Genomic DNA, 19595 nt, shown 5'->3' with positions numbered 1-19595 from the left:
CAGCGAGGTTCGCGATGGATACGCCCGGCGCCCTCACCCCCACCCTCTCCCCGAGGGAAAGGGAGCAGCGCGAGACCCGCTCGACCTGCCCCTATTGCGGCGTGGGCTGCGGCGTCGTCATCGAATCCCAAGGCGATCAGATCACGGGCGTGCGCGGCGATCCGGACCACCCCGCCAACTTCGGCCGGCTCTGCACCAAGGGCTCGACGCTGCACCTCACTGCCTCCGCGGCGGTCACGATGCAGACGCGCCTGCTGCAGCCCATGCGCCGTGCTCAGCGCAGCGCAACGCCGCAAGCCATCGGCTGGGACGCCGCCCTCGACGGCGCCGCCGACAAGTTCGCCCAGGTCATCCGCGACCACGGCCCCGACGCGGTCGGCTTCTACGTCTCCGGCCAACTGCTCACCGAGGACTACTACGTCTTCAACAAGCTTGCCAAGGGCCTGATCGGCACCAACAACATCGACACCAACTCGCGCCTGTGCATGAGCAGCGCGGTGGCCGGCTACAAGAAGACGCTGGGCGCGGACGCGCCGCCGGCCTGCTACGACGACTTCCAGCACGCGCAGTGCCTCTTCATCGCCGGCAGCAACACCGCCTGGGCGCACCCCATCCTGTTTCGCCGCATCGAGGATGCGAAGGCGGCCAACCCGTCGATGAAGATCGTCGTGGCCGATCCGCGCCGCACCGACACCTGCGAGATCGCCGACCTCCATCTCGCGCTGCAGCCCGGCACCGATGTGATGCTGTTCCACGGCATGCTGCACCTGATGCTGTGGGAAAGCTGGACCGATGCCGCCTACATCGCGGCCCACACCACCGGCTTCGACGAGCTCAAGCGCACCGTGCGCGACTGCACGCCCGAGCGCGTGGCGCAGGTCTGCGGCATCTCCAAGGACGACCTGCTGGAGGCCGCGCGCCTCTTCGCCACCTCGCCCGCCACGCTGAGCCTCTATTGCCAGGGCCTGAACCAGTCGAGCTCGGGCACCGCGAAGAATGCGGCCCTGATCAACCTGCACCTGGCGACCGGACAGATCGGCAAGCCGGGCGCCGGCCCCTTCTCGCTGACCGGCCAGCCCAACGCGATGGGCGGGCGTGAAGTGGGCGGCCTGGCCAACCTGCTGTCGGCGCACCGCGATCTCGCCAACCCCGCGCACCGCGCCGAGGTGGCGGCCCTGTGGGGCGTTCCGTCGGTGCCCGAGAAGCCGGGCAAGACGGCGGTCGAGATGTTCCAGGCCGCGGCCGACGGCGAGATCCGCGCGCTGTGGATTGCCTGCACCAACCCGGCGCAGTCCATGCCCGACCAGGCCACCGTGCGCCGGGCGCTCGAGCGCTGCGAGTTCGTGGTGGTGCAGGAAGCCTTCTCGACCACCGCCACCTGCGACCACGCCGACCTTTTGCTGCCCGCCACCACCTGGGGCGAGAAGGACGGCACCGTCACCAACAGCGAGCGCCGCATCTCGCGCGTGCGCAACGCGGTGGCACGTCCCGGCGAGACGCGCGACGATTGGCTGATCGCCGCCGACTTCGCGCGCCGGCTCGAAGCGCGGCTCGGGCGCACGGACACGCTCTTTCCCTATCCCGATGCGGAATCGGTGTGGAAGGAGCACCGCGAATCCACCCGCGGCCGCGACCTCGACATCACCGGCATGAGCTATGAAATGCTGGAGGCCGCGCCCCGGCAATGGCCCTTGCGCGAGGGCGAATCCACCGGCCGCGCGCGCCTCTACGAAGACGGCATCTTCCCCACGCCGGACGGCCGCGCCCGCTTCGTCGACGTGGCCTACAAGCCGGTGGCCGAGCCGCGCGACGCGCGCCATCCCTTCTCGCTCACCACCGGGCGCCTGCGCGACCAATGGCATGGCATGAGCCGCACCGGCACGCTGGGCCGGCTGTTCGGCCACGTCGCGGAGCCTTCGGTGCAGATGCATCCGCAGGACATGGCACGCCGCCAGCTGCGCGAAGGCGAGCTGGTGCATGTCACCTCGCGGCGCGGCTCCATCGTGCTGCCCGTGGCCGGCAGCACCGACGTGGGCCTGAGCCAGGCCTTCATCGCCATGCACTGGGGCGGCGAATACCTGAGCGGCCGCTCCAGCACCGGCGAGCGGCTCGCAGGCGTCAACGTGCTCACGACGCCGGCCTTCTGCCCCGATTCGAAGCAGCCCGAGCTCAAGCACGCGGCCGTGAAGATCCTCAAGGCCGAGCTTCCCTGGACCCTCCTGGCCGTGGGCTGGCTGCCTGGCGATGCCGCCCTGCGCGTTCACGAGGCCTTGCGCACGCTGATGCCCTCCTTCGTGTTCGCGAGCTGCGTGCCCTTCGGCGCCGGCGGCGCCCTGGAGGGCGGCGGATCGGAGCGCACCGGCGTGCTGTTCCGCGGCGCCGCGTACGAAGCGCCTCCGGACGAGGTGCTGGCACGCATCGAGGAGCTGCTCTCGCTGCACGGCGCCGACAGCTTGCGCTATGCCGACAAGAAGCACGGCCAGCGGCGCGCGGCGCGGCTGGTGCGCGACGGCCAGGACGCGCGCCTCGAAGCCTTCCTGCTGGCCGGCGACACCCGCGCCGAGGCCTGGATCAAGGCGCTGCTGCAGGACCGCCTGCCCGCCCAGGCCTACGGCCGCCAGCTGCTCAAGCCCGGCTCGACCGCGCCGGCCGGCGTCACAGCGCGCGGCAAGGTCGTGTGCAGCTGCTTCGGCGTCACCCAGACCGCGATTGCCGAACGGCTGGCGGAAGCGACGGGTTCGGACGAAGGGCGCCTCGGCGCGCTGCAGGCTGCGCTGAAATGCGGCACCAATTGCGGCTCCTGCCTGCCCGAGCTCAAGCGCATGGTGCGTGCGAGTCCCGCATTGGCGACCGCGCCATGAGACCCGCCATGCACGGCGCAGGCCCAACCCCTGCTGCACGCCGGGGCATAAGCGACCGCGCCGTGCGGCATAAGCCTTGCGGGACAATCCGGGCACCCATGGGAATCAGCCACTACATCAAGGAAATCGGCCGCGGCGCGCGCGGCGCGAAGCCGCTGGACCGCGCGCAGGCCGGCGACCTGTTCGGCCAGGTGCTCGACGGCACCGTCACCGACCTCGAGACCGGCGCTTTCTGCCTGGCCATGCGCATCAAGGGCGAGACGCCCGAGGAGATGGCGGGCTTTCTCGATGCCACGCACGCGCGCCTGGCGCGCTTCCCGGCCGCCGGCCGGCCGGTGGCGGTGCTGCCCAGCTACAACGGCGCCCGCCGGCTGCCGGTGCTGACGCCGCTGCTCGCGCTGCTGCTGGCGCGCGAGGGGCTGCCGGTGCTGGTGCACGGCGCAGCCACCGAATCCACGCGGGTGCTGTCGTCCAACGTGCTCGCGGCGCTCGATGTGCAGCCGCTCGAGCACATCCGGCCCATCGCCGATGGCGAGGTGGTGTTCGCGCCGACCGCGCTGCTCAGCCCGGGCCTCAAGCGCCTGCTCGACGTGCGCCGCGTGGTGGGCCTGCGCAATCCCGGCCACAGCGTGGTGAAGCTGATGCAGCCTTGCGAGGGCGATTGCGTGGTGGTCGGCAGCTACACGCATCCGGCCTATGCCGAATCGATGGCCGCCACCTTCGAATTGATGGGCGCGACGGCCCTGCTCTCGCGCGGACTGGAAGGCGAGAGCGTGGCCGATCCGCGCCGCACCGGCCAGGTCGACGGCTTCGTCAAGGGGCGACGCATCGCGCTACAGGCGCAGCAACCCGGCACGCTGTCCGAGGTGCCGGGGTTGCCGGCCGACATCGATGTCCAGACCACCGCCGACTACACGCGCCGCGTGCTGGCCGGCCAGGCACCGGTACCGGACGCCATCGCGCAGCAGGTCCGCCATGTCCTGCAACTGAGCCACGACATGGAGCAAGCATGAGACGCCGGGCCGTTCCCAAGTCGAATACCGTAGCGCGCAGCGCGGAGGTTTTTCAATGAGCCATCTTTCCCATCACGGCAGCTGCACGCTGGTCGGCGCCGGTCCGGGCGACCCGGAGCTGCTGACCATCAAGGCCGTCAAGGCGATCCAGGCGGCCACCGTGCTGCTGGTGGACGACCTGGTGAGCGAAGAGATCCTTGCGGCCTACGCGCGACCCGGCGCCCGCATCATCCACGTGGGCAAGCGCGGCGGCTGCAAAAGCACGCCGCAGGCCTTCATCGAGCGGCTGATGATCACCGCGGTGCGCGAGGGCGAGACGGTGGTGCGCCTCAAGGGCGGCGACCCCTTCATCTTCGGCCGCGGCGGCGAGGAGGTGGAGCACCTGCGCGAGGAAGGCATCGAGGTGCGGGTGGTCAACGGCATCACGGCCGGCCTGGCCGCGGTCACTGCGCTGGGCGTGCCGCTCACGCACCGCGACCATGCGCAGGGCGTCGTCTTCGTGACGGGCCATGCCAAGACCGGGCATGCGGCCGCCGAGCATCCCACCGACTGGCGCCAGCTGGCGGCCACGGCGCGCGATGCGCGGCTGACGCTGGTGATCTACATGGGCGTCTCGGGCCTGGCCCATATCCAGGAGCAGCTGCTGCATGGCCTGGCCGGCGAAACGCCCGTGGCCGTGATCCAGCATGCCAGCCTGCCGCAGCAGCGCCATGTCGCGACCACGCTGGCGCATCTGCCGCGCGACGTGGTGGCCGCCGGGCTGGGCAGCCCGGCCGTGATCGTGGTGGGCGATGTGCTGCGCGGCCTGGCCGCGGCAGGCCTGCCGGCCACGCGCTTCGGCACCTGAATCGGCCATTCGGCCAGCCCGCCGGCAGGGCCTGCCGACCTAGAATCTCCGCCCTGAAGAACAACGGGCGGAGATGGGCATGCTGGAACTCGAGAAACTGAACGAATTCGTCGAGAGCCACGGCGAGCTGCAACGCGGCCGGGGCCTGGTCACGGGGACGATCGCGTTCTCGCTGGCGGTCCTGTGCTTCCTGGGCGTGCTGGTCTTCCACTTCCCGCAGTACCTGAGCACGCCCGAGCTGCGCCGCAGCTACGACGTGGACGTGATGCGCCTCGTGCTCCTCACGGCCATGGTCATCGCCGGCGGGCTGGCGCTGGTCAACATCATCTTCAACCGCTCGCGCTGGCTTTCGGCCTTCGCCTTCCTGCTGGTGGCGGCCGCGGCGCTGCTGGGCGGGCACAAGGTGCCGGTCAACGACTTCGCCGACAACACGCCCTACATCGGGCTGGACTGGTTCATCCTCGACCTGCTGGGCTCCTCGCTGATCTTCATCTTCATCGAGAAGCTGTTCGCCCACCGCAAGGAGCAGCCGGTATTGCGCGCCGAGTGGCAGACCGACTTCCATCACTTCGTGGTCAACCACATGATCGTGGGCTTCGTGCTGCTGGCCACCAACCTGCTGGTGCACAAGCTCTTCGGCTGGGCCGCCAACGACGGCGTGCGCGGCTGGGTCGCAGGGCTGCCCTTCTGGGCCGGGCTGCTGCTGATCATCCTGGTGGCCGACCTGGTGCAGTACTGGACGCACCGCGCCTACCACGAGGTGCCGCTGCTCTGGCGCCTGCACGCGGTACACCACAGCGTGAAGAGCATGGACTGGCTGGCCGGCTCGCGCCAGCACATCCTCGAGCTCTTGATCACCCGCACGCTGGTGCTGGCGCCGATCTACGTGCTCGGCTTCAGCAAGGAAGTGATCGACGCCTACATCGTGGTGGTGGGCTTCCAGGCCGTCTTCAACCACGCCAACGTGAGCGTGCGCCTCGGGCCGCTGCGCTACGTGATCGTCACGCCCAACTTCCACCACTGGCACCACAGCCAGGACGACGAGGCCATCGACAAGAACTACGCCGCGCACTATGCCTTTCTCGACTACCTCTTCGGCACCGCGGTCAAGAGCACCCGGCTGTGGCCGGAGCGCTACGGCGTGGTGGGCGACTACGTGCCGAACGGCTTCTTCAAGCAGCTGAAGTTCCCGTTCCTGTGGAAGGGCTGATGGGGGCAGCGAACACATTCGACGCCATCGTCGTCGGCGCCGGTGCGGCCGGCCTGTTCTGCGCCGGGCTGGCCGGCCAGCGCGGCCTGAAGGTGCTGCTGATCGACCACGCCGAGCGCATCGGCGAGAAGATCCGCATCTCCGGCGGCGGCCGCGCCAACTTCACCAACCGCGACCTGGACGTGCGCGCGCCGCAGCGCCACTTCATCGGCGGCAACCCGCACTTCTGCCGCTCGGCGCTGTCGCGCTACACGCCGCAGCAGTTCATCGACCTGGTCCAGCGCCACGGCATCGCCTACCACGAGAAGCACAAGGGCCAGCTCTTCTGCGACGGCGCTTCGCAGCAGATCATCGACATGCTGCTGGCCGAATGCGCGGCCGGCGGCGTGGCGCACTGGCAGCCCTGCAGCGTCGGCGAGATCGGCTTCACGCCGGGCGAGGGCTATCGGCTCCAGACCAGCCGCGGCGAGGTGCGCGCGCCCCGGGTGGTGGTGGCGACCGGTGGCCTGTCCATTCCCCAGATCGGCGCCACCGACTTCGGCTACCGGCTCGCGGCCCAATTCGGCCTGCGCGTGGTCCCGCCCCGCCCCGCCCTGGTGCCCCTGACCTTCGGCGGCGAGGCCTGGGCGCCCTACGCCGACCTGGCCGGCCTCGCGCTGCCGGTGCAGATCGCGACCGGCAGCAAGAAGGAACGGACGGTCTTCCTCGAGGACCTGCTGTTCACCCATCGGGGCCTTTCCGGCCCGGCGGTGCTGCAGATCTCCAGCTACTGGCAGCCCGGGGCGCCGCTGGACATCGACTTCGCCCCTGGCGTGAACATGCAGGCCGCGCTGGCCGAGGCCAAGCAGCGCTCCCGCAAGCGCATCGCCAACGAGCTGGCCGGCCTGGTGCCGGCCCGGCTGGCCGACGCCTGGGTGGGGCAGGACGCGGCGTTGCAGCGCCCGATCAACGAAGCGGCCGACCGGGCGCTCGCAGCGCTGGCCGAGCGCATCGCCCGCTGGCAGATCACGCCCAGCGGCACCGAGGGCTACAAGAAGGCGGAAGTCACGGCCGGCGGCGTCGACACCCGGGACTTGTCCTCGCAGACCATGGAATCGAAGCAGCCCGGCCTGTATTTCATCGGCGAGGTGGTGGACGTGACCGGCTGGCTGGGCGGCTACAACTTCCAGTGGGCCTGGGCCAGCGCACATGCCTGCGCGCAGGCCCTGGAGGCGAGTGCGGATCACGCTATAATGCCCGGCTAACTTTGGCCACCCCTCAACGGCCCACCCCTTTTCGTGTTGAGGAAACCCGGCCCGGGGCCCGATCTTCCCCAGGCAAAAATTCAAGCAACCGATTTTTAAATGACCACCATCCGCGTTAAAGAAAACGAGCCCTTCGACGTCGCCCTGCGCCGCTTCAAGCGCACCATCGAAAAGCTCGGCCTGCTGACCGATCTTCGCGCCCGCGAGTTCTACGAGAAGCCGACCGCCGAGCGCAAGCGCAAGAAGGCCGCCGCCGTCAAGCGCCACTACAAGCGCGTGCGCAGCATGCAGCTGCCCAAGAAGCTGTACTGAGCTGGCACCCGCTGCGTCGGACCACACCGACGCCTGTTCAGAGCCTCGAGCCGCGCCAGGGATCACCTGCCGCGGCTCTTGTCTTTTCCGCCCCCTCCTCGAAAGCAAAGCCATGAGCCTCAAGGACCAGATCACCGAAGACATGAAGACCGCGATGCGCGCCAAGGACTCGGAGCGCCTGGGCACCATTCGCCTGCTGCTGGCCGCCCTCAAACAGAAGGAAGTCGACGAACGCATCGAGCTGGACGACGCGATGGTCGTCGCCATCGTCGACAAGCTGGTGAAGCAGCGCAAGGACTCGGTCGCCGCCTTCACCCAGGGCGGGCGCACCGACCTCGCCGACAAGGAGGCCGCCGAGATCAAGGTGCTGGAGGTCTACCTGCCCCAGCGCATGGGCGCCGATGAGATCGCGGCCGAAGTCAAGGCGATCGTCGCCGAACTGGGCGCCAAAGGCCCGGGCGACATGGGCAAAGTGATGGGCGCCGTGAAGACCCGCCTGGCCGGCAAGGCCGACATGGGCCTCGTCAGCGCCGCGGTCAAGGCCGCGCTCTCGGGCGGCTGAGCGTGCCCGCGCAGCAGGTGCTCAAGGCCTGCGCCTGCCTGGTCGACGACCGGGACCGGCTGCTGGTCTTCTTTCATCCCGGCGATGCCGGGATGCAGCTGCCCAAGGGCACCGTCGAGCCCGGCGAGACGCCCGAGGACGCGGTCCGGCGCGAGTTGCTGGAGGAATCGGGCATCGTCTACGAGGGCGAGCTGGTGCCCCTGGGCACGCTGGACCGCGAGTGCGAAGCCGGCAGCGAAGGCAACCGGAAAAAAACCTCCCAGCTCTGGCACTTGTTTCTGATGCGCGCGCCGGCGCACCTGCCCGAGCACTTCGAGCACACGGCCAGCGGCAGCCCCGCGGAGCACGGGCTGGTCTTCCGCTTCAGCTGGCTGGCGCCCGATGCGCCGCTCGACGGCTTCACCGCGCCCTACGTCCGCGCCATCGACAGGCTGCGCGCCGCCCTCGCGCAATAGTTGGCGGCTGCCCGGGCGGGCCCTGTGGTTCGCACGGCCATACCGGCCTGGCCACGGCCGAACGCGCCTATGGGCTGCTCCATCCGCACCCCTACAGGACCTTCACCGATCCCGCGGCCCCTGAACGCGGAACTGGCAAGCGGCGATCAGCTGCCGGCCACCTTCATCCGGTTCACCAGCAGCGAGCCGGTGGTCTTGGCGCCGTAGTTGTAGGCATCGGCGCCGACCGCCTCGATGCCCATGAGCATCGTCTTCAGGTTGCCGGCGATCGTGATCTCCTGCACCGGAAAGGCGATCTTCCCGTTTTCGACCCAGAAGCCGCTGGCGCCGCGCGAATAGTCGCCGGTGACGTAGTTGACGCCCTGCCCCATGAGCTCGATCACGAACAGGCCGGTGCCCAGCTTGGCCAGCATGGCGTCGAGGTCGTCGCCCTGCTTCGTGCGGCGCGAGCTCAGGGTGAGATTGTGCGAGCCGCCGGCATTGCCGGTGGTCTTCATGCCCAGCTTGCGCGCCGAGTAGGTGCTCAGGAAGTAGCCCTCGAGCCGGCCGCCGTCGACCACCTTGCGCTTGCGGGTGGCCACGCCCTCGTCGTCGAAGGCCGAGCTGCCCTTGCCGCGCGGGATGTGCGGGTCTTCCAGCACGTCGATGTGCGAGGGCAGCACCGGCTTGCCCAGCGAGTCGAGCAGGAACGTGCTCTTGCGATACAGCGCACCTCCGCTGGTGGCCTGCACCAGCGCGCCCAGCAGGCCCGCAGCCAGCGGCGATTCGAACAGCACCGGGCATTCGGTGGTCTTGATCTTGCGCGACTTCAGGCGGCTCAGCGCCCGCTCGGCGGCATAGCGCCCGACCGCCTTGGGGCTCGCGAGTTCCTCGGCCGAGCGCATCGAGCTGTACCAGGCATCGCGCTGCATGTCGTCGCCCTTGCCCGCGATGGGCGCCACCGAGATCGAATGGCGCGAGCTGGCATAGCCGCCGCGAAAGCCGCGCGTGTGGGCGCTGAAGAAGTGGCTGTGCTGCGCCGAGACGCCGGCGCCTTCGCTGTTGGTGATGCGCTTGTCGGTCGACAGCGCCGCGGCCTCGCATTCCAGCGCCAGCGCGGCGGCCTGCTCGGTCGTGATGTCCCAGCGGTGGAAGAGGTCCAGGTCGGGCTGCTCGGTCGCGATGTCGGCTTCGTCGGGCAGGCCGCTGACCGGGTCTTCGGCCGTGAAGCGCGCAATGTCGTAGGCCGCCTGGACCGTCTGGGCGATGGCCGCCTCGGAGAAGTCGGAGGTGCTGGCATTGCCGCGGCGGTGGCCCACGTAGACCGTGACGCCCAGCGACTTGTCGCGGTTGCGCTCGACATTCTCGAGCTCGCCCTTGCGCACCGAGACGCTGAGGCCGCAGCCCTCGGACGCCTCTGCGCCGGCGTCGGTGGCGCCGAGCTTCCTGGCGTGCGCCAGGGCCGAGTCGACCAGGTTTTCGAAGAAGGAACGGCTGTAGGCGAAGCCGGAGTCGGCGCGCGAGGAAGAGGTGCTCATGTGGCGGCTATGATACTTGCGCCCCCGTTCTCGACGGAGCGGCTCACGGCCTTACGATTGCCTCTATGTCCCGCAAACCCAAGAAAGGCTACTTCGTCCGCGGCATCTTTGTCGCCGAAGGCAGCGAACTCGACCTCGAGCTCAAGCGCGAGCTCAAAGGCAGCGACGCGGCGAGCAAGACCGACCTCAAGCGCGAGAGCGCCGAACTGCAGACGCTGGGCGAAGCCCTGCTGGGCCTGCGCGCCGGCCTGTTCGACAAGCTGGACCTCGGGGACAAGCTGCGCGACGCCATCGACGAAGCCAAGCGCATCACCAACTTCGAAGGCAAGCGCCGCCAGATGCAGTTCATCGGCAAGCTGATGCGCGGCCTCGACGCCGCCACGCTCGATGCCATCCGCGCTGCGCTCGACGAGCAGAACCGCGGCCCCGCCCAGGAAGCGGCCATCCTGCACGATGCCGAGCGCTGGCGCGACCGGCTGATCGCGGACGACGACGCGCTGGGCGGCTGGATCGAAACGCATCCCGGCACCGACGCCCAGCAGTTGCGCGCACTGGTGCGCCAGGCGCGCAAGGACCTCAAGGAAGGTCCGCCCGGCGAGGCACCGCGCCAGGGCAAGGCCTACCGCGAGGTGTTCCAGCTGCTGCGCGCGCAGCTCGAAGTGCATGGCACCGCGGACCATGCGGCCGAAGCCGCGGCGCAGGCGCGCGAGGAAGATGCATGAGACGCCGGGCCGCTCCCAACTCGGATCGCACCGCAGCGCGGAACGCGGAGGTCGCCTTATGAGCAACCCGCACGACCCGGTGCGCATCGGCATCGTCTCCATCAGCGACCGCGCCTCCAGTGGGGTCTATGAAGACAAGGGCCTGCCCGCACTGCAGGAATGGCTGCAGCGCGCCTTGCGCAATCCCATCGATTTCGAACCTCGCCTCATCCCCGACGAACAGGCGGCCATCAGCGCCGCATTGATCGCGCTGGTCGACGCCGGCTGCTCGCTGGTGCTGACCACCGGCGGCACCGGCCCGGCCCTGCGCGACGTGACGCCCGAGGCCACGCTGGCCGTCGCCCACAAGGAGATGCCGGGTTTCGGCGAGCAGATGCGGCAGATCAGCCTGCGTTTCGTGCCGACCGCCATCCTGTCGCGGCAGGTGGCGGTGATCCGCGACAAGAGCCTGATCATCAACCTGCCCGGGCAGCCGAAGTCCATCGCGGAAACGCTGGAAGGGCTGAAGAGCCCCGACGGCACCCAGGTGGTGCCCGGCATCTTCTCGGCAGTGCCCTACTGCATCGACCTGATCGGTGGGCCTTATCTGGAAACGGACGAGGCGGTGTGCAAGGCCTTCAGGCCGAAGTCGGCGATCCGGCCCCCGACCCCCTGAAGGAGCCGGAGCGTCACTTGCCGACGAGTTCGGTCAGCCGCTGCGCCTCGAAGCATTCCTTGGTCGCTGCGTCCCCGGGCACGCAGTCCTTCTTCCCCGGCTGCGCCGACAGCGTCTCGATCGCCTGCCACAGCAGCGCGATCTGGTGCTCCTGGCTCGATGCGTTGTCGATCAGGCTGCGCATGGCCAGCGACAGCGGGTCGTCTTCCTGCGTGATCCCGTAGGCCTCGAACTTCCTTTCGGTGCTGCTCGAATCGCCGCTGCTTGCCGTGCTGGCCGGAATGATGCGCGCCGGGATCCCGACGGCGGTCGCCCCCGCAGGCACGGGCTTGATCACCACCGCATTGCTGCCGATCTTGGCGCCGTCGCCCACGACGAAGCCGCCCAGCACCTTGGCCCCGGCGCTCACCACCACATCCTTGCCCAGCGTCGGGTGCCGCTTCGTGCCCTTGTAGAGCGAGGTGCCGCCCAGCGTCACGCCCTGGTAGATGGTGCAGCCGTCGCCGATCTCTGCCGTCTCGCCGACCACCACGCCCATCGCATGGTCGAAGAACACACGATCGCCGATGACGGCGGCCGGATGGATCTCGATGCCGGTGAGCCAGCGCGAGCCGTAGGAGACGAAGCGGCCCACCCACTTCAGGCCGTGGCCCCAGCACCAGTGCGCCATGCGATGCAGCACCAGGGCATGCAGGCCGGGGTAGAGGGTCAGCACTTCCCAGCGCGAACGCGCCGCCGGATCGCGGTCGAGGATGCACTGGATGTCGGAGCGCAGGCGCGAGAACATGGGATGTTCTTGTTATGACGATATGGGCTGCGCAGTCTAAGGGCTGGGTTCATCGCGCGCGGGCGATGGGGTCTTGTAGCTCCCGCCGCCCGCCGCATCGGCCATGGCCTTGGCGATGCCGCGCAGGATGTGGATCTCCTCAGGCGTCGGCTGGGCACGGTTGAAGAGCTGCTGCAGCCGCGGCATCAGCTTCTTGGGCGCTTCCGGGTCCAGAAAGCCGATCTGCACCAGCGAGCGCTCCCAGTGCTCCAGCATGCCCGCCACCGCCCGTGCGTCGGCGGCCGACACCGGCGCGGTCGCCTCGCGCACCCCGAAGCCGCCGAGGGCCAGCCGCCATTCGTAGGCGATCACCTGGATCGCCGCGCCCAGGTTCAGCGAGCCGAAGTCAGGGTCGGTCGGAATGCTGAGCGCCACATGGCAGCGGTACACGTCCTCGTTGCGCATGCCGAAGCGCTCCGAGCCGAACAGGAAGGCCACGTGCTGCTCGTCCCCGGCGGCCAGCGGCCCCAGGTGCTCGCGCGGCGTGCGCGTCGGTGGGCCGAAGTCGCGCGGCACCATCGCGGTGGCGCAGAGGTGGGTGACGCCGTCGAGCGCATCGTCGAGCGTGTCGACGATGCGGGCTCGCTCCAGCACGTCCAGCGCCCCGCTGGCGCGCTGGATGGTTTCCTCGCGCCGCAGCACGTTGGCCCAGCGGGGCGCCACCAGCACCAGCTCGTCGAAGCCCATGGTCTTCATGGCGCGCGCGGCGGCGCCGACGTTGCCGGCATGGCTGGTCTGGATCAGGATGAAGCGAGTGCGCATGGACGGACGGAAGAGGGATCGGACGGAGGCCGGCCCCGACCCGGTAAAATCCGCAATTCTCGCCGCCTGCATCGCCGGGCCGCCTTCCCAGGGCCCCGCCCGCCGTTCTTCCCACAATCCGATGTCGTCTCCCAACCTGCACCCCATGCTCAATGTGGCCGTCAAGGCCGCCCGCGCCGCCGGCGCCATCATCAACCGCGCTGCGCTCGACATCGAGGCCGTGCGCGTCTCGCAGAAGCAGGTCAACGACTTCGTCACCGAGGTCGATCACGCGAGCGAGCGGGCGGTCATCGAAACGCTGCTCGGCGCCTACCCGGGACACGGCATCCTCGCCGAAGAATCGGGCACCGAGCACGGCGCCAAGGATTCGGACTTCGTCTGGATCATCGATCCGCTGGACGGCACCACCAACTTCATCCACGGCTTCCCCGTCTACTGCGTCTCGATCGCGCTCGCGATCAAGGGCAAGGTCGAGCACGCCGTCATCTACGACCCGACGCGCAACGACCTGTTCACCGCCACCCGCGGCCGCGGCGCCTTCATGAACGAGCGCCGCATCCGCGTGAGCAAGCGCACCAGGCTCCACGAGTGCCTGATCACCACCGGCTTCCCATTCCGCACCGGCGACAACTTCAAGCAGTACCTGGCCATCATGGCCGACCTGATGCCGCGCGCCGCCGGCCTGCGCCGCCCCGGCGCTGCGGCGCTGGACCTGGCCTATGTCGCCGCCGGCTTCAGCGACGCCTTCTTCGAGACCGGCCTCAACATCTGGGACGTGGCGGCCGGCTCGCTGCTGGTCACCGAAGCCGGCGGACTGATCGGCAACTTCACGGGCGAGCCCGACTTCCTCGAGCAGCGCGAGTGCCTCGCCGGCTCGCCGCGCATCTACGGCCAGCTGGTGCCGCTGCTCGCCAAGTACTCGAAGTTCGCGAGCGTGGACGACAAGTTTGCCGCCAGCGAACGCGTGCGTGCGGTCGATCCTTCGGCCGGCAGCGTCTACGCGCGCAGCACCGTGCATGCCGATACCGCCGTTGCCGAGGCAGCGGCCGAAGCCGCAGCCGCCGCCCCGGCACCACGCAAGCTCACCCGCCTGCGCCGCGAAGGAAGCCCCGCCACGCCCGCCGCGGGCGACCCCGCCGCCGAGTGATGCAGGCGCAGCGCGCCGCCACCGAAAGAGGCCGCGCCGCGCTGCGCGTGGCGCTCTCCCACTACGTCGCGAACGGGCTGTCGGTCGCCTTCGGGCTGCTGCTGATCTCGGGCGGCGTTCACCTTGCCCTGGGCGTTGCAGCTGCCGCCGCCGCCGGCGTCGGGGTGATCGTGACCGCACCGCCCGACCTGCCGGGCCCGCGCCGCGGCAAGTTCTGGCAGATGGTGCCCTCTCCGCTGGTCGGGCTGCCGCTCTTCTTCTGCGTGCAGCTGCTGCATTCGGCGCCGCTGCGCCTCGGGCTGCTGCTGGTGCCCGCGACCTTCCTGGCCTTCGTGGCCATGGCCTGGGGCAAACGGGGCATTCCGATCGCCATCGCGATCATGTTCTCGATGATCTTCTCGATGGCCACGCCGACGCCCACCGGCATGCACGAGGCCGTCGAGCGCACGCTGTACTTCGGCCTGGGCGCCGGTCTCTACGTGCTCTACGCCGTGCTCGCGAACCACGCGCTCAACGGCCGCTACCGGGTGCAGGCGATGGCCGACCTGCTGTCTTCACTGGCCGCGCTGATGCGCACCGAGGCGGGCCAGTTCACGCCCAGGGACGACGCCGGCGACGTGCGCGAGGTGCCCGCCCCGCTGCTGGGCCAACTGCTGCGCGAGCAGGCGGCGCTGGCCGACCAGCTGCAGGCCACGCGCGACATCGTGCTCGAATCGCCGCGCACGCCGCGCCGCCAGCGGCTCGCCGGCATGCTGGTCACGGTGCTGGAGCTGCGCGACATGCTGCTGGCCAGCGAGCTCGATCTCGACGCGCTGAAGGCGCACCCCGGCCATGCCGCCGCGCTGTGCGAGATGCAGCGCATCCTCCTGGAGCTGGCCGACGAGACGGTCGCGCTGGCCGACGCCCTGCTGCTCGGCCGCCAGCCCGATCCCGCGTCCGACCGCCGTCCGGAGCTGGCCGCCATCCATCTCGAAGAAGACGCGGCGCACCCGCCCTTCTCCGCCGGGCCCACGCCCGCCATGCTCGCGCGCGGGCTGGCCAGCCGCATCGGCCACATCAACGACGAGGTGCTGCGCCTCGTGGGTCTGGCGCGCGGCGAGATCGAGCCCGACCTCGCGGTGGTGCGGGCCAACTGGCAGATGTTCGTGAGCCCCACCGACTGGTCGCTGCTGCCCTTTCTCACGCTGTGGCGCTGGGACGCGCCGCCGCTGCGCCATGCGATCCGCGCCGCGCTCGCGGTCGCCGTCGGCTATGCGATCGCCGTGATGCTGCCCTGGGGCTCGCACGACTACTGGATCCTGCTGACCATTGTGGTGGTGCTGCGCGGCAGCCTCTCGCAGACCCTGGAACGACGCAACAGCCGGGTGGCCGGCACGCTGCTGGGCTGCGTGGTCGCGGTGGCGCTGCTGTCCCTCCATCCCAGCGCGCTGGGGGCGCTGGTCGCGATGACTGCGGCGCAGGCGATCGCGCACGGCTTCGCCGTGCGCAAGTACCTGATCACCTCGGTGGCCGCCACCGTGCTCGGCCTGCTGCAGGCCCATCAGCTCAACGTCGGCATGAGCCCCACCTTCGCGCTCTTCGAGCGGGTGGCCGACACGCTGATCGGCGCCGGCCTGGCCTGGGCCTTCTGCTACGTGCTGCCCTCCTGGGAGCGCAGCCAGATCCCCTCGCTGGTCGCGCGCACCCTGACGGCGCAGGCGCGCCACGCGCGGCTCGCCCTCGGCCTGGGCCAGCTGCGTGCGGTGCAGACCAGTCCCGAGCTCGAATGGCGCCTGGCGCGCCGCGAGGCCTACGACAGCCTCTCGGCGCTGGTCCAGGCCACGCAGCGTTCGCTCTCGGAGCCGCGCGCGGTGCAGCCGCCGCTGGAGCCGCTGGAGCACCTGCAGGCGCACAGCTACCAGCTGCTGGCCCAGTTGAGCGCCGTCAAATCCATGCTGGTGCTGCGGCGGGACCGGCTCACGCCGGCCGAGATCGAGGGCCCGCTGCAGCGTGCGGCCGCACGCATCGAGGCCAACATCGGCAGCACGCCCACCACCGGCCCGGTCATGCCCGAGAGCGCCGCCGCGACCACGGTGGCCGAATCCATCCCCTTGCCCGATCCCTTCGACAACGACGTCAGCCCCTGGCTCTTGCGCCGGCTCGACATGGCGATCGGCATCTCGGCGCAGCTGCGCGACGACGCGGCGCGCATTCTTCAACCCCCCCTCCTCGACACGCCCAAGATCGCCTGATGAACAAGGAGATGCTGCTCGCCCACCCGTGGTTCGGACCCTCCCTGGCCGCGCTGATCGCCGTCCCGCTTGCGCTGCTCGCCCACCGCATCGGCGGCATGGTGCTGCGGCGTCTGACACGCCACGCCCCCGTGCTGCACGCCATGCTGGTCAAGATCCAGAACCCGGCGCGCTTTGCGCTGCCGCTGGTCGCGCTGCAGATGGTGTGGCAGGCCGCGCCGGAAAACCTGCGCTTCGTCGACAGCGTGCGCCACCTCAACGGCCTGCTGCTGATCGCGGCTGCGACCTGGCTGGCCGTGCGCGCCGTCAACGGCATCGCCGACGGGGTGCTGGCCAAGCACCCCCACGACGTGGAAGACAACCTGCAGGCGCGCCGCGTGCTCACCCAGACCCGCGTGCTGGCGCGCACCGCCGGCAGCGTGCTGCTGGTGGCCGGTGCCTCGCTGATGCTCATGACCTTTCCCGGCGCGCGACAGGTCGGCGCCAGCTTGCTCGCGTCCGCGGGCGTGATCGGCATCGTGGCCGGCCTGGCCGCCAAGCCGGTGTTCAGCAACCTGATCGCCGGCCTGCAGATCGCGCTGGCGCAACCGATCCGCATCGACGACGTGCTGGTGGTCGAGGGCGAATGGGGCCGCGTCGAGGAGATCACCGGCACCTTCGTCGTGCTGCGCATCTGGGACGACCGGCGCCTGATCCTGCCGCTGTCCTACTTCATCGAGAAGCCCTTCCAGAACTGGACGCGCAGCAGCTCGCAGCTGCTGGGCTCGGTCTTCATCTACGCCGATTACGGCATGCCGCTGGCGCCGCTGCGCGAGGAGGTCGAGCGCATCGTGAAGTCGGCGCCCGAGTGGGACGGCCGCTTCTTCAACCTGCGCGTGACCGACGCCACCGAGCGCACCATGCAGATCCGCGTGCTGTGCACGGCCGCCTCCTCCTCGCTCGCCTTCGACCTGCGCTGCACGTTGCGCGAGGGGCTGATCGACTTCATGCAGCGCGAGTACCCGCAGTTCCTGCCCCGGCTGCGCGTCGAGGGCGACCCGCAGCCCCAGGCGGACGCCGCGGTGGGCCCCTCCGCCCCGCGCGCCATTTCAGCGCGCGCCGGCTGAGCGGCGCGCCGCTCGGGGCCGCGCTGCGGCGGCCAGCGCCTCGGCGCGTTGGCGCACCACCTCGTGGATGACTTCGATCAGGAGACGGGCCCCCTCGCCCACCTCGCCGCCGCGCCGCACGGTGAGCCCGACCGGGCCCTCGGTGTTCGCCGTGTCGATCGCCAGCCGGCTCAATTCGCCGCGCGCGAGAAAACCGTCGACCGCCCCTTGCGGCGCAAACCACACAGCATCCGAACACTGCAGAAGTCCCAGTGCGAAGCTGGTGTCGGTCGCCTCCACCAGGCAGCGCGGCGGCGCCATGCCCTGCGCGACCAGAAAGGCATCGGCCGTGTGGCGGATCAGCGTGCCGGACACCGGCAGGACCAGGGGATGGTCCGCCAGCGCGTCGAGCTTCGGGCGCCGCGGCGCCGCGAGCGGATGGCCGGGTCGCGCGACCAGCAGCAGCGGTTCGCTGTAGAGCTGCTCGAAGGCCAGATCGGCCATCGCCGAGGCCTGTGCGAGGCGGCCCAGCACCAGGTCGATCTCGCCCTGGCGCAGCTGCGTCATCAGCTGGGCGTTGGTGCCGCTGGCCACCCGCACGCGCAGCGCGGGTGCCCGCTCATGCAGCGCCGCGATCGCAGCCGGCAGCAGGTGCGCCGCCATGTTCGGCAAGGCGCCGACGGCCACGTGCAGCTGGTCGAGCTCGGGTTGGTCCAGCGCCAGCCCCAGGCCTTCACGCAGCCCGCGCAGCGCCACCACCGCGTGGCGCACCAGCACGTCGGCCGCCGGCGTCAGCTCGACGCCGCGCCGCCTGCGCAGCAGCAGACGGCGGCCGACGATGTCCTCGAGCTCGGCGATGGTCTTGGAGACCGCCGGCTGCGTGAGCGCCAGCGCCCTGGCGGCGCGCACCAGGTTGCGCTCCTGGGCCACCATCACGAGGCACTGCAGATGTCGCAGCTTCAAGCGGGAAAAATTTATAGCTGACATGCGCGGCTCCCCTGTTGCCACAGCCTTTAAATATAACCATCCGGAATAGCAGGCAGAACAGCTTTCAGTTGTGCGGGGACGTGTGCGCTCCTAGAGTCGACCTGTCGCGCCCACTTCGCATGCGGCGCCCGAAACCGGAGACAAACCCATGAACCGCCCTGCTTCCTTCGGCGCGATGCGCCGCCTCGGCCTCGCGGCCGCCTGCGCCGCGCTGACCCTCGGGCTCGCCGGCCCGCTCGCCCATGCCGACACCGCCTACCCTGCCAAGCCGGTGAAGTTCATCACCAACTTCCCGGCCGGCGGCCCGCTCGACATCCTCGGCCGCGCGCTGGCCGACGCCTTGCAAAAGCATCTGAAGCAGCCCTTCGTGGTCGACAACCGGCCCGGTGCCGGCGGCAACATCGGGGCCGACGTGGTAGCCAAGAGCCCGCCCGACGGCTATTCGGTGCTGCTGTCGATCGACACCACCTTCACCATCAACCCGCACCTCTACGCTTCGATGCCCTTCGCGGCGAAGGACCTGAAGCCGCTGATGATCTTCAGTTCCTCGGGCCTCGCCTTCGGCGTCGCAGCCTCGGTGGACGCGAAAACGCTGCCGGATGTCATCGGCCAGGCCAAGGCGCAGCCCTTCACCTTCGCCTCTGCGGGCAATGGCAGCCCGGGCCACATCGCCGCCGAGATTTTCTCGAACGCAACCGGGGCGAAGATCACGCACGTGCCCTACAAGGGCAATGCGCCGGCCGTGATGGCAATGCTGTCGGGCGAGGTGCAGGCCGGCATCCTCGCCACGCCCGGCCTGCTGCCGCAGCTGCAGGCCGGCAAGCTGCGGGCACTGGCCGTCACCGGCCGCCAGCGCTCGCCGCTGCTGCCGCAGGTGGCCACCGTGGGCGAGCTGGGCCTCAAGGATCTGGAGTTCGAGGTGCTCTACCTCGCGATGGTGCCGGCGGCGACCCCCGAGCCGGTGATGCAGACCCTGCGCGGCGCGCTGCAGTCCGCGCTGGCCCTGCCGGAGCTCAAGACCCGCCTGGCCGCACTCGACATGGTGGCGCTGGGCGAAACCGGCGCCGCAGCGCAGCAGCACCTGGACGCCAGCCGCGCGCGCTACGGCCGGATCGTCAAGGCCACCGGCATGAAGCTGGACTGACGCCGATGCACGCGC

The 19595-nt window shown here is 70.1% G+C and carries 18 protein-coding genes; 14 read left to right on the top strand and 4 right to left on the bottom strand.

Translation table 11 applies throughout. The features are described from left to right. Positions 1-14: 14 nt before the first annotated feature. The 8 genes from AC3A6Y_RS10020 to AC3A6Y_RS09985 all read left to right on the top strand — a co-directional run bounded on the left by AC3A6Y_RS10020 (position 15) and on the right by AC3A6Y_RS09985 (position 8504). A complete protein-coding gene (locus AC3A6Y_RS10020) occupies positions 15-2861 on the top strand; it encodes a nitrate reductase (RefSeq protein WP_487868076.1) in 2847 nt (948 codons plus the stop codon). Between the two features lie 98 nt (positions 2862-2959). Next, positions 2960-3874, top strand: coding sequence for a DNA-binding protein YbiB (gene ybiB / locus AC3A6Y_RS10015; RefSeq protein ID WP_487868075.1), 915 nt, complete (start codon positions 2960-2962; stop codon positions 3872-3874). Between the two features lie 55 nt (positions 3875-3929). Continuing rightward, the gene (gene cobA / locus AC3A6Y_RS10010) at positions 3930-4721 is read left to right on the top strand and encodes a uroporphyrinogen-III C-methyltransferase (RefSeq protein ID WP_487868074.1); all 792 of its coding nucleotides are present in this window, start codon (positions 3930-3932) and stop codon (positions 4719-4721) included. 79 nt (positions 4722-4800) lie between these two features. Then, the gene (locus tag AC3A6Y_RS10005) at positions 4801-5931 is read left to right on the top strand and encodes a sterol desaturase family protein (protein ID WP_487868073.1); all 1131 of its coding nucleotides are present in this window, start codon (positions 4801-4803) and stop codon (positions 5929-5931) included. Beyond that, the gene (locus AC3A6Y_RS10000; protein WP_487868072.1) at positions 5931-7175 is read left to right on the top strand and encodes a BaiN/RdsA family NAD(P)/FAD-dependent oxidoreductase; all 1245 of its coding nucleotides are present in this window, start codon (positions 5931-5933) and stop codon (positions 7173-7175) included. The genes AC3A6Y_RS10005 and AC3A6Y_RS10000 overlap by 1 nt, the downstream gene beginning before the upstream one ends. Positions 7176-7274: 99 nt before the next feature. Continuing rightward, positions 7275-7487 (top strand): 30S ribosomal protein S21, encoded by a 213-nt coding sequence (rpsU, locus tag AC3A6Y_RS09995; protein WP_007833691.1) that lies wholly within the window; start codon positions 7275-7277, stop codon positions 7485-7487. 112 nt (positions 7488-7599) lie between these two features. Further along, positions 7600-8049: a GatB/YqeY domain-containing protein gene (locus AC3A6Y_RS09990; RefSeq protein ID WP_487846004.1), complete on the top strand. Its 450-nt coding sequence runs from the start codon at positions 7600-7602 to the stop codon at positions 8047-8049. A gap of 2 nt (positions 8050-8051) precedes the next feature. Beyond that, complete coding sequence (locus tag AC3A6Y_RS09985) at positions 8052-8504, top strand: NUDIX domain-containing protein (RefSeq protein WP_487868071.1); 453 nt, start codon at positions 8052-8054, stop codon at positions 8502-8504. A gap of 146 nt (positions 8505-8650) precedes the next feature. Here the strand turns inward: AC3A6Y_RS09985 and pmbA are convergent, their stop codons facing one another. Then, positions 8651-10021: a metalloprotease PmbA gene (gene pmbA, locus AC3A6Y_RS09980; RefSeq protein ID WP_487868070.1), complete on the bottom strand. Its 1371-nt coding sequence runs from the start codon at positions 10019-10021 to the stop codon at positions 8651-8653. A 65-nt stretch (positions 10022-10086) separates the two neighbouring features. On the opposite strand from pmbA, the gene yjgA reads away from it, so the two are divergent. After that, positions 10087-10743, top strand: a complete 657-nt coding sequence (yjgA, locus tag AC3A6Y_RS09975) for a ribosome biogenesis factor YjgA (RefSeq protein ID WP_487868069.1) — start codon at positions 10087-10089, stop codon at positions 10741-10743. Positions 10744-10801: 58 nt separating this feature from the next. Next, on the top strand, positions 10802-11398 hold the full coding sequence (gene mog, locus AC3A6Y_RS09970) for a molybdopterin adenylyltransferase (protein WP_487868068.1): 597 nt from the start codon (positions 10802-10804) through the stop codon (positions 11396-11398). 13 nt (positions 11399-11411) lie between these two features. Here mog and cysE read toward each other — a convergent pair whose 3' ends face one another. Together cysE and AC3A6Y_RS09960 are read right to left on the bottom strand one after the other, a co-directional pair. Further along, positions 11412-12185 carry a serine O-acetyltransferase gene (gene cysE, locus AC3A6Y_RS09965; RefSeq protein ID WP_487868067.1) on the bottom strand — a complete coding sequence of 258 codons (774 nt, stop codon included), beginning with the start codon at positions 12183-12185 and terminating at the stop codon, positions 11412-11414. A 36-nt stretch (positions 12186-12221) separates the two neighbouring features. Further along, a complete protein-coding gene (locus AC3A6Y_RS09960) occupies positions 12222-12986 on the bottom strand; it encodes an RNA methyltransferase (protein WP_487868066.1) in 765 nt (254 codons plus the stop codon). 121 nt (positions 12987-13107) lie between these two features. On the opposite strand from AC3A6Y_RS09960, the gene AC3A6Y_RS09955 reads away from it, so the two are divergent. Genes AC3A6Y_RS09955 through AC3A6Y_RS09945 form a run of 3 tightly spaced genes read left to right on the top strand, consistent with a single transcriptional unit; the run spans position 13108 to position 17470 of the window. Then, on the top strand, positions 13108-14133 hold the full coding sequence (locus tag AC3A6Y_RS09955; protein WP_487868065.1) for an inositol monophosphatase family protein: 1026 nt from the start codon (positions 13108-13110) through the stop codon (positions 14131-14133). After that, the gene (locus AC3A6Y_RS09950; RefSeq protein ID WP_487868064.1) at positions 14133-16364 is read left to right on the top strand and encodes an FUSC family protein; all 2232 of its coding nucleotides are present in this window, start codon (positions 14133-14135) and stop codon (positions 16362-16364) included. Before AC3A6Y_RS09955 ends, AC3A6Y_RS09950 begins: the two co-directional genes overlap by 1 nt. Then, the gene (locus AC3A6Y_RS09945; protein WP_487868063.1) at positions 16364-17470 is read left to right on the top strand and encodes a mechanosensitive ion channel family protein; all 1107 of its coding nucleotides are present in this window, start codon (positions 16364-16366) and stop codon (positions 17468-17470) included. Before AC3A6Y_RS09950 ends, AC3A6Y_RS09945 begins: the two co-directional genes overlap by 1 nt. On the opposite strand, the gene pcaQ is transcribed toward AC3A6Y_RS09945, so the two are convergent. Further along, complete coding sequence (pcaQ, locus tag AC3A6Y_RS09940; protein ID WP_487868062.1) at positions 17453-18412, bottom strand: pca operon transcription factor PcaQ; 960 nt, start codon at positions 18410-18412, stop codon at positions 17453-17455. The genes AC3A6Y_RS09945 and pcaQ overlap by 18 nt on opposite strands. Before the next feature lie 172 nt (positions 18413-18584). Here pcaQ and AC3A6Y_RS09935 point away from each other — a divergent pair, with 172 nt between their 5' ends. Then, on the top strand, positions 18585-19580 hold the full coding sequence (locus AC3A6Y_RS09935; RefSeq protein WP_487868061.1) for a Bug family tripartite tricarboxylate transporter substrate binding protein: 996 nt from the start codon (positions 18585-18587) through the stop codon (positions 19578-19580). The last annotated feature ends 15 nt before the right edge of the window (positions 19581-19595 follow it).

Source organism: Variovorax sp. Soil_C_17 (assembly GCF_057657265.1).
The sequence above is the reverse complement of the archived record's forward strand: the minus strand, read 5'-3'. Positions and strand labels throughout refer to the sequence as shown.

What these genes read in the sequence shown, in the direction of transcription:
- AC3A6Y_RS10020 (WP_487868076.1), top strand. Translation starts at nt 15, where the DNA reads ATGGATACGCCCGGCGCCCTCACCCCCACCCTCTCCCCGAGGGAAAGG.
- pmbA (WP_487868070.1), bottom strand. Translation starts at nt 10,021, where the DNA reads ATGAGCACCTCTTCCTCGCGCGCCGACTCCGGCTTCGCCTACAGCCGT.
- AC3A6Y_RS09990 (WP_487846004.1), top strand. Translation starts at nt 7,600, where the DNA reads ATGAGCCTCAAGGACCAGATCACCGAAGACATGAAGACCGCGATGCGC.
- cysE (WP_487868067.1), bottom strand. Translation starts at nt 12,185, where the DNA reads ATGTTCTCGCGCCTGCGCTCCGACATCCAGTGCATCCTCGACCGCGAT.
- rpsU (WP_007833691.1), top strand. Translation starts at nt 7,275, where the DNA reads ATGACCACCATCCGCGTTAAAGAAAACGAGCCCTTCGACGTCGCCCTG.
- AC3A6Y_RS09945 (WP_487868063.1), top strand. Translation starts at nt 16,364, where the DNA reads ATGAACAAGGAGATGCTGCTCGCCCACCCGTGGTTCGGACCCTCCCTG.
- AC3A6Y_RS10005 (WP_487868073.1), top strand. Translation starts at nt 4,801, where the DNA reads ATGCTGGAACTCGAGAAACTGAACGAATTCGTCGAGAGCCACGGCGAG.
- ybiB (WP_487868075.1), top strand. Translation starts at nt 2,960, where the DNA reads ATGGGAATCAGCCACTACATCAAGGAAATCGGCCGCGGCGCGCGCGGC.
- mog (WP_487868068.1), top strand. Translation starts at nt 10,802, where the DNA reads ATGAGCAACCCGCACGACCCGGTGCGCATCGGCATCGTCTCCATCAGC.
- cobA (WP_487868074.1), top strand. Translation starts at nt 3,930, where the DNA reads ATGAGCCATCTTTCCCATCACGGCAGCTGCACGCTGGTCGGCGCCGGT.
- AC3A6Y_RS09960 (WP_487868066.1), bottom strand. Translation starts at nt 12,986, where the DNA reads ATGCGCACTCGCTTCATCCTGATCCAGACCAGCCATGCCGGCAACGTC.
- yjgA (WP_487868069.1), top strand. Translation starts at nt 10,087, where the DNA reads ATGTCCCGCAAACCCAAGAAAGGCTACTTCGTCCGCGGCATCTTTGTC.
- AC3A6Y_RS10000 (WP_487868072.1), top strand. Translation starts at nt 5,931, where the DNA reads ATGGGGGCAGCGAACACATTCGACGCCATCGTCGTCGGCGCCGGTGCG.
- AC3A6Y_RS09935 (WP_487868061.1), top strand. Translation starts at nt 18,585, where the DNA reads ATGAACCGCCCTGCTTCCTTCGGCGCGATGCGCCGCCTCGGCCTCGCG.
- AC3A6Y_RS09955 (WP_487868065.1), top strand. Translation starts at nt 13,108, where the DNA reads ATGTCGTCTCCCAACCTGCACCCCATGCTCAATGTGGCCGTCAAGGCC.
- AC3A6Y_RS09950 (WP_487868064.1), top strand. Translation starts at nt 14,133, where the DNA reads ATGCAGGCGCAGCGCGCCGCCACCGAAAGAGGCCGCGCCGCGCTGCGC.